This window comes from Thalassococcus arenae, from assembly GCF_019104745.1.
In the GTDB taxonomy this organism is placed as follows: Bacteria; Pseudomonadota; Alphaproteobacteria; order Rhodobacterales; family Rhodobacteraceae; genus Thalassococcus_B; species Thalassococcus_B arenae.
In genome coordinates, this window is record NZ_JAHRWL010000002.1 from 925437 (window position 1) to 938769 (window position 13333).

The 13333-nt window shown below is 66.3% G+C and carries 11 protein-coding genes; 4 read left to right on the forward strand and 7 right to left on the reverse strand.

All coding sequences use genetic code 11. The features are described from left to right. Positions 1-69 precede the first annotated feature (69 nt). Entirely contained in the window at positions 70-870 is an 801-nt protein-coding gene (locus KUH32_RS15855) for a glycosyl transferase (RefSeq protein WP_217779568.1), read from the reverse strand. 221 nt (positions 871-1091) lie between these two features. On the opposite strand from KUH32_RS15855, the gene rsgA reads away from it, so the two are divergent. After that, positions 1092-2105 carry a ribosome small subunit-dependent GTPase A gene (rsgA, locus tag KUH32_RS15860; protein WP_217779569.1) on the forward strand — a complete coding sequence of 338 codons (1014 nt, stop codon included), beginning with the start codon at positions 1092-1094 and terminating at the stop codon, positions 2103-2105. Between the two features lie 39 nt (positions 2106-2144). Here the strand turns inward: rsgA and KUH32_RS15865 are convergent, their stop codons facing one another. From KUH32_RS15865 to KUH32_RS15890, 6 genes are all read right to left on the reverse strand, one after another. Further along, entirely contained in the window at positions 2145-3308 is a 1164-nt protein-coding gene (locus KUH32_RS15865) for a M20 aminoacylase family protein (protein WP_217779570.1), read from the reverse strand. Positions 3309-3387: 79 nt separating this feature from the next. After that, positions 3388-4731 (reverse strand): NAD(P)/FAD-dependent oxidoreductase, encoded by a 1344-nt coding sequence (locus KUH32_RS15870; RefSeq protein ID WP_217779571.1) that lies wholly within the window; start codon positions 4729-4731, stop codon positions 3388-3390. Continuing rightward, entirely contained in the window at positions 4728-5888 is a 1161-nt protein-coding gene (argE, locus tag KUH32_RS15875; RefSeq protein WP_217779572.1) for an acetylornithine deacetylase, read from the reverse strand. Before argE ends, KUH32_RS15870 begins: the two co-directional genes overlap by 4 nt. Further along, a complete protein-coding gene (locus KUH32_RS15880) occupies positions 5885-6814 on the reverse strand; it encodes an endonuclease/exonuclease/phosphatase family protein (RefSeq protein WP_348541131.1) in 930 nt (309 codons plus the stop codon). Before KUH32_RS15880 ends, argE begins: the two co-directional genes overlap by 4 nt. Beyond that, positions 6811-7362: a bifunctional adenosylcobinamide kinase/adenosylcobinamide-phosphate guanylyltransferase gene (gene cobU, locus KUH32_RS15885; protein WP_348541132.1), complete on the reverse strand. Its 552-nt coding sequence runs from the start codon at positions 7360-7362 to the stop codon at positions 6811-6813. Before cobU ends, KUH32_RS15880 begins: the two co-directional genes overlap by 4 nt. Before the next feature lie 4 nt (positions 7363-7366). Continuing rightward, the gene (locus tag KUH32_RS15890) at positions 7367-9196 is read right to left on the reverse strand and encodes an ABC transporter ATP-binding protein (RefSeq protein ID WP_217779573.1); all 1830 of its coding nucleotides are present in this window, start codon (positions 9194-9196) and stop codon (positions 7367-7369) included. Between the two features lie 248 nt (positions 9197-9444). Between KUH32_RS15890 and KUH32_RS15895 the strand changes: the two genes are divergently transcribed. The 3 genes from KUH32_RS15895 to KUH32_RS15905 all read left to right on the forward strand — a co-directional run bounded on the left by KUH32_RS15895 (position 9445) and on the right by KUH32_RS15905 (position 13252). Continuing rightward, positions 9445-11151: a peptide ABC transporter substrate-binding protein gene (locus KUH32_RS15895; RefSeq protein WP_217779574.1), complete on the forward strand. Its 1707-nt coding sequence runs from the start codon at positions 9445-9447 to the stop codon at positions 11149-11151. Between the two features lie 96 nt (positions 11152-11247). Beyond that, entirely contained in the window at positions 11248-12285 is a 1038-nt protein-coding gene (locus KUH32_RS15900) for an ABC transporter permease (protein WP_217779575.1), read from the forward strand. Further along, entirely contained in the window at positions 12278-13252 is a 975-nt protein-coding gene (locus tag KUH32_RS15905; RefSeq protein WP_217779576.1) for an ABC transporter permease, read from the forward strand. The genes KUH32_RS15900 and KUH32_RS15905 overlap by 8 nt, the downstream gene beginning before the upstream one ends. Positions 13253-13333: the final 81 nt, after the last annotated feature.

Sequence of the window (13333 nt, forward strand, 5' to 3'; positions counted from 1 at the left end):
CCGGCGTCTGCCGTGTGCGGGTTACGGGAACTGCGCCGACCGGCTCTTGCGCGCCAGGGCCAAACCGGCTCAGGCCCAGTCGCCGCCCAGATCCGCCCGCGCGCGGTCGATCCAGTGTTCGCGCAACCAGCCGCAGGGTTTCGAGTAGCGGATCACCGACCCGGAATAACCTTCCAGCGCGTCGGTCATCTTGGGCCGGCCATGAAAGCAGACCACCCGCGCCTGTTCGGGCAAGCGTGGCGGGTGCAGGTAGTTTCCTGGAAACGGGTTACAGTCATACTTGAATGAAACCACCCAGTCATCTGGAATATATTTGAAAACGCCGTTGTCCATCGCCTTGTGCGACGTATAGCGCTGCTCCGATCCGCGGGCCTTTTCCACCTCGGCATACGGGTTCGCCGCCAGGTCGTCGTAAAGGAACCCGTGCAGGGCCGGATCAAAGCGGAAGACCGATCCATGCCCGGTGGGTCGGCCCTTGCGTTTCTCGGTCCAATCGTGCCGCATGGCGATGGTGCCGGGGGCCAGATCGTGGATGTCGTCCAGCGCGCCGGTGATCACGACGTCCAGATCGAAGCCCAGGACCGGGCCGTCGAGATCCGGCACCAGGCCCGGACGGAACAGCGAAACCTTGCGCATGGCGCCCTGGCGGTTGGCGACCGCCAGCGCAGCGGCCATCGGTTCGGCGAACGTTTCGACCGGCAGGTCCAGCACCTCGATATCCGGGTGCAGCCCGTCGGCATGTTCGGTCATGCAGAAGAACCGCACCGGCCGCGCCATGTGCCGCCGCACGCCGGAATACAGCCGGTTGACGTATTCGGGGCCGAACAGCGCGCCCCATTTGATGCACATGATATTCGCAGACCTGGTCATGGCGTCCGCTTAGCCCTCTGCGCCCGCGCCCGCAAGGGTGGCGATCGGGCACCTTGCGCGGTCCGGCCCGCGGGCCTAGGCTGGGTCAGCCATTCGACGGAGGATTGATGGAGATTGTCTCGTCCCTCCGGGCCGCGCACCGCTGAGGTGTCTGCCCGCGTCCCCTGCCCGGCCGCGCCATCGCGCCGCCGGCCCTTTGACGTTCGAACGGGAAACCCACGATGACTGACTTCTCGCTGTCCGACCTGGGCTGGTCGGATTTCTTTGCCCGGCAAGTGACGGATGACGCCCTGACGCCGGCCCGCCTGACGCAGGTTCAGCGCGACCGGCTGATGGCGCTCGGCACCGATGGTCCGCTGACGCTGGTTCCGACCGACAGCACCGGAGACTACGCCGTCGGCGACTGGGTGCTGCACGATGGCACCCATGCGCTGCACCGGCTTGACCCGCAGACCGACCTGGCGCGCAAGGCCGCCGGACATGACGCCCACCGCCAGCGCATCGCCGCCAATGTCGACACCATCGCCGTGGTCACAAGTTGCAACGCCGATTTCAACATCGCCCGGCTTGAACGCTACCTGGCGCTGATCGCCGCCTCGGGCGCATTGCCGCTGATCGTGCTGACCAAGGCCGACCAGACCGATCCGTCCGACTATGCCGCCAAGGCGCGGAAACTGTCGCCGCTGGCCAGCGTGATCGCGCTGAACGCCAAGGACGCAGATGACGCACGCCGGCTGGAAGCGTGGTGCAAGAACGGCAAGACGCTGGCGCTGGTCGGCTCTTCGGGCGTGGGCAAGACCACCCTGCGCAACGCCCTGACGGGCGAGACCGAGGCGACGCAAGCGATCCGCGCGGACGATGCAAAGGGCCGTCACACCACGACCTTCCGGGCATTGGTGCCGACGCTGGCCCGCGGCTGGCTGGTGGACACGCCGGGAATGCGGGAATTGCAGATGGCCGACGCGCAGGACGGCATCGCGGCGGTCTTCGAGGATATCGAGGATCTGGCCGCGCAGTGCCGGTTCAACGATTGCGCGCATGGGCCCGAGCCGGGATGCGCGGTTCAGGCGGCGGTCGCCGAAGGCGCGCTCGATCCCGACAGGCTGGCGCGGTGGGAAAAGCTCAGGCGCGAGGATGCGCACAACAGCGCCACGGTCGCCGAAAGCCGGGCGCGCGGCAAGGCGTTCGGCAAGATGGTGAAAACCATCATGGCCGACAAGAAACGCGGACGCTGAGCACGGCAAGCCCCGGTCGATGAACCGGGGCGGCCGGGATCAGGTGGCGGGCATGCGCCGTTCGACCACCTCGGCCCACCACGAACATCCCGCGGGGATCGCGTCATCGTTGAAATTGTAGGCTGGGTGATGAACATGCGCGGTATCGCCGTTGCCCACGAGGATATACGCGCCGGGCCGGGATTCCAGCATGAAGGCGAAATCCTCGCCACCCATGACCAGCGGCGCCTCTTCGCAATCGCCCGACACGGCGCGGGCCGCTTCGGCCGCGAATTCGGTCTGCGCGTCATGGTTCACCATGACCGGATAGTTGCGCTTGTAGTCGACCTTGGCCGTCGCGCCGAAGGCGGCGGCGATGCCCGAGCAGATCGCGTTGATCCGGTCCTCGGCGAGGTCGCGGTTTTCGGGGCTGAGCGTGCGCACGGTTCCGCGCAGCTGCACCCGCTGCGGGATCACGTTGAAGGCGGTCGACGAGGTCTCGAACGAGGTGATCGACACCACGATCTGGCTGACCGGGTCGGCGTTGCGGCTGGCGATGGTCTGCAGCGCGGTGACGATCTGGGCGGCGCAGACGGTGGGGTCAACGGTTTCATGCGGCTTGGCGGCGTGGCCACCCCTGCCCTCGATCACGATGTCCAGCAGGTCGGCCGAGGCAAAGAAGGCGCCGGGCCGGATCGCAAAGCTGCCCACCGGCCGACCCGGCCAGTTGTGCATCCCATAGACTTCCTGGATGCCGAAACGCTCCATCATGCCGTCATCGACCATCTCGCGGCCACCGCCGCCGCCTTCTTCGGCGGGTTGGAAGATCACGACCGCGGTGCCGTCGAAATTGCGCGTCTCGGCCAGGTATTGCGCCGCCCCCAGCAGCATCGCGGTGTGGCCGTCATGGCCGCAGGCATGCATGGCACCGGCGGTCTTGGAGGCATAGGGCACCCCGGTCGCTTCCTCGATCGGCAGTGCGTCCATGTCGGCGCGCAGACCCACCACCTTGCCCGAGCCGGTCTGTCTGCCCTTGATGACGCCCACAACGCCGGTGCGGCCGATCCCTTCGACCACCTCGTCGCAGCCGAAGGCGCGCAGCTTTTCGGCGACCAGCGCGCTGGTGCGATGGGTGTCGAATTGCAGTTCCGGGTGTTCGTGGATGTCGCGGCGCCAGGCGGTGATGTCGGCATGCAGTTCGGCCAGGCGGTTCTTGACGGGCATCGGACGGCTCCTTTTGGTGTTCAAGCACTGCACCCGAAGTGGACCCCCTCTGCCTGTTCGTCAAGACACGAGGAGCCGATTACAGGTTCGGACCGGGGCGCAGTTTGGTTCCCGCTGCAAAGCGCGCCAGGGCAAAACGCGTCAGATCGTGATCCGGCGCCTGCCCCGCCGCCATGTCGGCCAGGATGCGTCCGAAGGCCGGACCGATGCCGAAGCCGTGGCCGCACATGCCGGTGGCGACGATCAGGCCGGGCAGCTTGGCCACCCGGTCGACCGCCGGGACGACATCGGGCAGCACATCGATCATGCCGGCCCAGGCGGCCCGCAGATCGACCCGGCCCAGCGATGGCCAGGCCTGGGCAAAGCGGCGGCGGATCTCCTCGACCTTTTCGGCGGCGGGCGCGGGGTTCAGGATGCGCATCCGCTCGAACGGGCTGATTTCATCGCCAGTCCAGAACCGGGGGGTCGTGAACGCGTCGGGAAAACCGCGCGGCGAGCGCAAGCGCAGATGCACGTCGAAAGCGCCGGTCATCGCCAGCGGCAAATAGCGGCGCGCATGGCGCATCGCATCCGGCCCCAGGAACAGCTCGGAATAGGCCGCCGGCGCCAGCGTGTAGCCGCCGTCGTCGCGCGGCCGGAATGCCAGCCGGTCATCGACCCCTGCACCGGGCACGATCTGCGGCAAGGGGCCGGTGGCCATCGCGGTCGCGCGCACCGACAATTGCGGCAGGTCGATGCCGTGGCGGCGCAGGAACAGCGCCGACCAGGCGCCGCCCGCAAGAACGACCTGGTCGCAGGCGATGCGGCCCGCCTCGGTCGTCACCCCGGCCACCCGGCCCGCCGCGCGATCCAGGCTGCGCACCGCGCAGCGTTCGATCAGCGTCGCCCCGGCTTCGCGCGCAAGCCGCGCCAGTTCCGGCACCGCCACCCACGGCTCGGCCTTGAGATCGGTGGGCGTGTGCAGCGCCCCGATCCAGGGCATGGCCGGCTCGCCCATCAGCGTTCGGGTTTCGGCGCGGTCCAGCAGGCGCGACGACACGCCCAGCGGCCGCGCGGCGTCCAGCCAGCCGGAAAACCGCGCCAATTGCGCCTCGGTCCGCGCCAGATAGCTGACACCCACCGCCCGTAGCCCCAGTCTTCCCCGGCATTCAACGTTCAGGTCGTGCCACAGCCGCTGCGCCTCGAGCGCGATGGGCACCTCGTCGAGATCCCGGCCCTGAACCCGGATCCAGCCCCAGTTGCGGCTGGATTGTTCGGCCGCGACCCGGCCCTTTTCGCACAACACCACGCCAAGCCCGCGCCGTGCCGCGTAAAGCGCGGTGGCCACGCCGATCACCCCGCCACCGATGATGACAAGGTCGGCCCGGTCCGGCAACGGTCCGGCGAATGCCACCGGTCCGGAATCCTGGAACGGGAATGTCACCGCAGACCGTCCAGCAGGTTTTCCATGAAACGCTGTCCGGCCTCGAACTGCGCCACGGTGATGAATTCGTCGGGCTGATGGGCAACGGCGATATCGCCCGGCCCGCAGACCACGGCGTGATAGCCGGCGCTCTGGAAATGGCTGGCCTCGGTGCCGTAGCTGACGAAATTGTCGGAATTGTCGCCGGTCAGGCGGCGGGCCAGGGCCTCGGCGCTGTTGGCCTCGGTCGGTGCGAAGGGCGGCAGGGCAAAGCTTTCGCTGATCTCGATCCAGGCTTCGGGCCGGACCGCGCGCATCTGCGCGGTCAACCCGTCCACCTGCGCCGCGAACCGGGCGCGCCAGTGGTCCAGCGTTTCGCCCGGCACGACGCGGAACCCGAAGCCGAACTCGCAATCCTTGGCGCTGATGTTGTGCGCGGTGCCACCGCGGATCTGGCCGATATGGGCGTTGGTATAGGGCGGATCGAACAGGGCGGCCATCGCGGCCGGTTTCGCGGCAGCGGCCTGGTCGTTCAGCCGATTGGCCCAATCGATCAGCTTGGCGCCCCACATGATCGCGCTGACGCCCCTGTGCAGCATCGAGGAATGGATTTCAAAGCCATGCACATGCACCCACCAGGTCACGCCGCCCTTGTGCCCGGTGACGACGCGCATGCCGGTCGGCTCGCCGACGATCACATCGGTTGCGCGCGGCAGGTCCGCCATGGCGGCGATCAGTGGCGGGGCGCCGGCGCAGCCGATTTCCTCGTCATAGCTCAGCGCCAGTTGCAGCGGGCGGGCAATACCGCGCTGCTGCGCCTCGACCGCCGCCCAGATCGCCAGCGCGTCGAACCCCTTCATGTCGGTCGTGCCGCGCCCGTAAAGCCGCCCGTCCCTTTCGGTCACCTCGAAGGGCGGCACGGTCCAGCCCTGACCATCCACGGGCACCACGTCGGTATGGCCCGACAGCACCACGCCGCCATCCACCCTGGGCCCGACATGGGCATAAAGGGCGGCCTTGCGGGGATCGTCCGGCTTGACGTGGCGGTGCACCTCGACGCCATGCGCAGACAGGTAGTCCTGCACCCAGTCGATCAGCGGCAGGTTGGTGTCGCGGCTGACGGTGGGAAATCCGACGAGGCGGTCCAGGATAGCGCGGGGGGACAGGCGGTCGGTCATGAAGGGTCCTGTGGGTCAAAGCGGAAATCGGCCACGACGGGATGATGGTCCGATGGCCAGACCCCGTCAAACCGGCTTTGCAGCACATGACGCGCGCCATCGTCGCGCAGGCCCGCCGCCGCGACGTGATCGATGGCACCGAACAGGTGCAGGCCACGGTCGAAATGGTAGGTGGTCCGACCCATGCGGGGAAAGTCGAAACCCAAGGCGCGCAGAGGGTCCAGCAGCGGTGAGCCGGACAGCACGTTGAAATCTCCCAGCACGATCATCGGGTGGCCGTCGGCGTTCAGCGCGACCGCCCGCTCGGCCACCAGCGCCAGCGATCGCCGCCGGTTGTCGCGGCTGAAGGCGTCGGTGTGCAGGTTCACCAGCAGAAACGGTCCCCGATCGCCCGCAAACGACACCCACGACGCGAATGCCGGATACGAGCCGTCGTAGGTGCGCGAATAGATCGCGTCGGGCGTGTCGGAGAAGAAAAACCACCCCTGATCCTGCACCGTCAGCCGGTCGGGGCGGTAAAACACCGGTTGGGTGGACGGAAAGACCCGCCAGTCGCCAGACGCCGCCACGGCATAGTCAGGGTTGCGCTTCTGCAGCCAGTCACGCGCCAGATTGATCGAACCGTCCGAGCCCCGGCGAAAGCTCTCCATTTCCTGAAAGGCGACGATATCGGCATCGAGCGCCTTGAAGGCCGCGTCCATCGCGTGCTTGCGCCGATGCCAGTCACCTTCGGACCAGCGACCTTCATCCTGGCCGAGCACGATGTAATGCACGTTGAAGCTGACCACACGCAGCGCATCCGCCGGCCGTTCGGGCAACGCGCCGCCGCTCAGCCGGACGTGCTGGCAGCCCAACACAAGCAAGACCAGCGCCAGGCCGAAAAACACCCGGCGCCTTGCCGGACGGCGTGGCTGCACCCGGATCACGCGCTCTGTCCAGCTTCGGTCTTGAGAACCAGGGGCAGGCCTGCCGCAATGAAATAGACTTGCGCCGCCACCGTTGCGACGGCTTGGTTCAGCCGCCCGGCATTATCGCGAAAGGCGCGCGCCATCGGATTGTCGGGCACGATGGACAGGCCGACCTCGTTCGACACCAGGATCACCGGGCCGCGTGCCGCCTGAATAGCGGCGCATAACGCATTGGCACGGCTGGAAACATCGGCATCCGCCATCATCAGGTTTGACAACCAGAGCGTCAGGCAATCGGCCACGACGACGCGCCCCGGCGCGGCCTGTGCGGCGATCGAGTCTTCCAGCGCCAACGGTTCCTCGATCACCGCCCAGCCCGCTGCGCGGTCGGCCCGGTGGCGGGCGATGCGGGCGGCCATTTCATCGTCGCCCGCCTGCGCCGTGGCGATCAGCATCCGGTCGCCCTGCCCGGCCAGCCGTTCGGCGAATCCCGACTTGCCCGACCGCGCGCCGCCCAGCACCAGCACCGCGCCGCGCGGCGGCAAAGGCCCTGCCGCCGGGGTCACGGGATCAATAGCCGCTGTCGGAAGTCAGCACGAAATGGCCCGGCTCGATCTCGGCATATTCCGAGCGACCCGGCTCGTAGCCGGCGGGATGGATCGGCGACGGGATCGGCTTGAAATTCAGGTCCTTCTCGGACTTGCGCTGGCGCGGATCGGCCACCGGCACGGCCGACATAAGCGCCTTGGTATAGGGATGCTGGGGGTTCTCGAACACCGATCGGCGCGGCCCCAATTCCACGATGCGGCCCAGATACATCACGCCCACGTTGTGGCTGACCCGTTCGACCACGGCCATGTCATGGCTGATGAACAGGTAGGACAGCCCCAGATCGGCCTGCAATTCCATCATCAGGTTCAGAACCTGCGCCTGCACCGACACGTCCAGCGCCGACACCGCTTCGTCGGCGACGATCAGCTTGGGGTTCAGCGCCAGGGCGCGGGCGATGGCGATCCGCTGGCGCTGGCCGCCCGACAGTTCGTGCGGGAACCTGCGCATGAAGCTGCGCGGCAACTCCACCCGGTCGAACAGGTTGGCGACCTTGTCCATCACGGCACTGCCGGTCGCCGTCTTGAAGTTGTGGATCGGTTCGGCCACCTGGTCGCACAATTGCATCTGCGGGTTCAGGCTGGCGAAGGGGTCCTGAAAGATCATCTGCATGTCGCGCCGGGCTTCGCGCAATTCCGACTGCGAAAGAGCCATGATGTCTGTGCCGTCCAGGTCGATCTTGCCCGAAAGCGGCTCGACCAGGCGCAGGATCGACCGGCCCGCGGTGGACTTGCCGCAGCCCGACTCGCCCACCAGGCTCAGCGTCTGGCCCTTGTTGATCGTGAAGGACACGTCCTCGGTCGCGTGCACGTTGGCGATGTGGCGCCGGAAAAAGCCGCCGCGCACCGGGAAGCGGGTGATCAGGTTTTCCACCTTCAGCAGCGGCGTGTCGGTGCCGGGGATCGGTTTGATCTCGTCCTGTTCGTGCCCCAGAAGGCGCATCGGTTCGGGCAGGTCCTTGCCTGTCATCTCGCCCAGCTTGGGCACGGCGGCCAGCAGCGCCTTGGTATAGGGGTGCTGCGGGTTCTCGAAGATCTGCTCGACCGGCCCTTCTTCGACCTTGTTGCCGCGGAACATGACCACCACGCGGTCTGCCATCTGCGCCACGACCGCCATGTCATGCGTGATGAACATCACCGCGGTGCCGGTCTCGCGCTTGAGCCGGTCCATCAGCGCCAGGATTTCCGCCTGGATCGTGACGTCCAGCGCCGTGGTGGGTTCGTCTGCGATCAGCAGCCGCGGCTTGCAGGCCAGCGCCATCGCGATCACCACCCGCTGGCGCATGCCGCCGGACAGTTCGTGCGGATATTGCTTGAGCCGGCGTTCCGGTTCAGGGATGCGCACCTGGTTCATCAATTCCAGCGCCCGCGCCTCGGCCTGGCGCTGCGACATCCCGCGGTGCACGCGCAGGCCTTCGGTCAATTGCCGGCCCACCGTGAAGACCGGGTTCAGCGCGGTCATCGGCTCCTGGAAGATCATCCCGATCTCGTTGCCGCGAATCGTGCGCATCAGGTCGGGACCGGCTTTCGCCAGATCCAGTTCGTCGCCATCCTTGCGGTCGAACAGCAACCGGCCATTGGCGATCTCGCCGCCGCCATATTCGACCAGCCGCATCAGCGACAGCGACGAAACCGACTTGCCCGAGCCGGATTCGCCAACGATGCAAACGGTTTCCCCGGGTCCGACCTCGAAACTGACGTCCTCGACCCCGGTCACCACGCCGTCCTTGGTCTGGAACTCGACGCGGAGCTTCTCGAACCGGGCGATGGGGGTGGCGGCGGTGTCCAGCATGTGAAGCTCCCAAGCGTGTCCTGGTGATCTTGTTAGCAGGAATTCCGTCCTGTCAAACCCCACGCGGCCTAACGCCAAGGCAATGCTTGCAATTTCCGCGGGTTCTGTTTCGATGGGTGCAGAGTGGGGATGCTCGCTGGCCGTTTCGGCACCTTGACCGTTACGTTTCATCGGCTCGAACCGATCCGGCAGCCAAACCCGCCAAACCCACGATCTGCGCAATGCAGATGTCCAACAAGGAGAGGATAATGAAACTCAAATCCCTGATGCTCGGGGCTGCCGCCGCCGTGGCACTGGCCCCCGCCGCCTTCGCCGAACGCGGCGCGGATGGCGAGGTCAAGATCATCTATTGGCAAGCGCCGTCGATCCTGAACCCGTTCCTGTCGGGCGGGACCAAGGACGTCGAATCGTCGTCGATGATCATCGAACCGCTGGCGCGCTACAACGAAAAGGGCGAGCTGGTTCCATGGCTGGTGGACGAGATCCCGACCGTGGCCAATGGCGGAGTGTCCGAGGACCTGACCACGATCACCTGGAAGATCACCCCGGGCCTGGTGTGGTCGGACGGCACGCCTTTCACCTCGGCCGATGTCAAGTTCACCTATGAGTACTGCACCCACCCCGAAGGCGGTTGCGCGCAGGTGACCAAGTTCGAAGGCGTCACCAGCGTCGACACGCCGGACGACCTGACCGTCGTCGTGACTTTCGCCAGCCCGACCCCGAACCCCTATGGTCCGTTCGTCGGCGGTGAAAGCCCGATCCTGCAGGCCGCGCAATTCGCCAACTGCCTGGGCGCCGCGGCACCGTCCTGCACCGAACAGAACTTCGGCCCGATCGGCACCGGCCCCTTCGTGGTCGACGAATTCAAGCCGAACGACGTGATCACCATGTCGGCCAACCCCAACTACCGCGACCCGGCCAAGCCGGCCTTCGCCAAAGTCACCTTCAAGGGCGGCGGCGATGCGGCGTCTGCGGGCACCGCGGTGATGGAAACCGGCGAATTCGACTATGCCTGGAACCTGCAGCTGGCGCCCGACGTGATCGCCAAGATGCAGGCAGGCGGCAAGGGTGTTCCGGTGGCCGGCTTCGGCCCGCTGCTCGAGCGCATTCACCTGAACAACACCAACCCCTCGCCCGACCTGCCCGAAGGCGAACGCTCGACCGCGATGCATCCGCATCCGTTCCTGCGCGACCCGGCGGTCTACAAGGCGATGTCGATGGCCATCGACCGGCCGCTGCTGGTCGAGGTGGGCTATGGCGATGCCGGCAAGGTCGGCTGTTCCTGGGTGCCGGCACCCGAGGCCTTCGCCTCGACCTTCGAAGGCTGCGAGACGCAGGACATCGAAGGCGCCAAGGCCATGCTCGAAGCCGCCGGCTATGTCGACAGCGACGGTGACGGCGTGCGCGAAAAGGACGGCGTGAGGCTGTCGGTGCTTTACCAGACCTCGACCAACGCCGTGCGCCAGGACTTCCAGGCGCTGATCAAGGATTGGTGGGAGCAGATCGGCTTTGAAGTCGAACTGCGCAACGTCGATGCGTCGGTCTTCTTTGGCGGGGATCCGGGTTCGCCCGACACCTTCCAGAAGTTCTATGCCGACGTGCAGATGTATGCCAACACCTTCAACGGCACCGATCCGCAGGCCTATCTGGGCAACATGCTCTGCGACAAGGCACCCAAGCCGGAAAGCCAGTGGCAGGGTGAAAACATCAGCCGCTTCTGCATGCCGGAATACGACGCGCTGCATGCCGAGCTGTCCAATACAGCCGACATGGCCGAACGCCAGCGCATCGGCCGCGAACTGAGCGCGATGGCGACCGACCAGGGCGCACTGATCCCGCTGGTGCATCGCGGCCGCATCTCGGCTCATGCAAGCAGCCTGGGCGGTGTTGTCCTGAACGTCTGGGACAGCGAGCTGTGGAACGTCGCCGACTGGCACCGCGTCAAGTCGAACTGAGGCTAGCGGCGGGGTGCCCCCCCGCCCTTCGCCACGACCCCATGTCGGGCGGGGTGCGCCCCGCCCGACACCCCGAGCCGGAACCGAGGCACCTGAATGCTGCAATTCGCTGTCCGAAGGCTGATCCTGTCGATCCCGACGCTGCTGTTCATCAGCTTCGTCGTGTTCATGCTGCTGCAACTGGCCCCGGGCGACCCGATGGCACAGGTGCCGCTGACCGTTCCCCCGGACGTCAAGGAAAAGATGCGCCAGGCGCTTGGTCTGGGTGAACCGCCACTGGTGCAATACTGGAAATGGCTGGTGCAGGTCTGCTGGACCGAGCCCAAGGTCTTTATCGACTGGCTGACCCGCGAAAGCGCGCTGTTCGGCTGGCTTCCGGATACCCAGCTCTATCAGGGCGAACTGCGCGTCCTGTCCTGGCAAACCCGGTCGCCGGTGATGGACATCGTGATCCAGCGCATCCCGCAGACGCTGTGGGTTGTCGGCATCGCCTATATCGTCGCGGTGCTGATCGCGCTGCCGATCGGCATCTACTCGGCCTACAGGCAGTATTCGGTCTTCGACCAGGCGGGCACCTTCGTCACGATGATCGGCTTCTCGATCCCGCCCTTCTTCACCGGCCCGCTGCTGATCGTGATCTTTTCCGTCCAGCTGGGGTGGTTCCCCTCGATCTACGACACCACGCACGTGGTCAACGACTGGGCCAGCTTCAAGGTTCAGTTGCAACAGATGATCATGCCGGTGATGGTTCTGGCGCTGCAGATCACCGCCCAGCTGTCGCGCTACATGCGCGCGTCGATGCTGGACAACCTCAACCAGGATTACGTCCGCACCGCCCGCGCAAAGGGGCTCAGCGAAGCGTCGGTCGTGCTGATCCACGTGCTGCGCAATTCGATGATCCCGGTGGTCACCGTGATCGCGCTCGGCCTGCCGTCCATCTTCGGCGGCGCCATCATCACCGAGAACGTGTTCAAGGTGAACGGCATCGGCCAGTTGCTGATCACCGCGCTGTTCGCCAATGACCTGCCGATGGTGATGACGCTGACCTTCATCTTCGCCTTCCTCATCGTGCTGTTCAACCTGATCGCAGACATCCTCTACGGCCTGCTCGACCCGAGGATCCGCTATGACTGACACGACGCCGATCTCCGCCATCGAGGCGCTGAAGGACAAGGAACCGTCCAAGCCGCCCCGCTCGCAGTGGAAGGATGTCTGGGACCAGTTCACCAAGCACAAGGGCGCGATGTTCGGCGCCTTCTTCCTGATCCTCATCACGCTCGCGGTGCTGATCGGCCCCTATATCTGGACGGTCGATCCGCAAAAGCTGGACATCCGCAACAAGGACATGCGGCCGATCTACACCGCGATCTGGGACAGCACGGCCAAGGTCTCCTGGGCCAAGCCGCTGGGGTCCGACCAGCTGGGCCGCGACAACCTCGCCCAGCTTCTGTCGGGCGGGCGCGCCTCGATGGCGGTGGGCTGGGCGGCGATGATCCTCAGCCTGGTGATCGGCACGCTGATCGGCGTCGCGGCGGGCTATTTCAAACGGCTCGACGGCCCGTTGATGCGCCTCACCGACCTGTTCCTGTCGCTGCCGATCCTGCCGCTCCTGCTGGTGGCGGTGACGTTGTTCCGACAACCGCTGCGGTCGAATTTCGGCCCCGAAGGCGGCATGTTCATCCTGATCGTCACGGTCATCGCCATCACCTCGTGGATGCCCACGGCACGTATCGTGCGCGGCGACATCCTGGCGATCAAGGAACGCGAATTCGTGCTGGCGGCGCGTTCGATCGGGACGACGCCGATGGGCATCATCGGTCGGCACCTGTTGCCCAACGTTCTGTCGCCAATCCTGGTCTCTGCCGCGCTCGGTCTCGCCACGGCGATCATCACGGAATCAGCGCTGTCCTTCCTCGGTGTCGGCTTCCCCTCGGACTTTCCGACATGGGGCAAGATGCTGGCCGACGCCGTTGTCCGCATGGAGGAATACCCCGAACGCGTGCTGCTGCCGGGTATCGCCATCTCGCTGACCGTGCTCAGCGTGAACTTCCTCGGCGACGGCCTGCGCGATGCGCTCGACCCGCGAATCCGCGGCCGCTGAGAAAAAAGGACACCAACCCGCCTCGCCCGGTCCAGACCGGAACAGCGCATCGGCGGCACGCCGGTTGCGGAACCCCCGGCC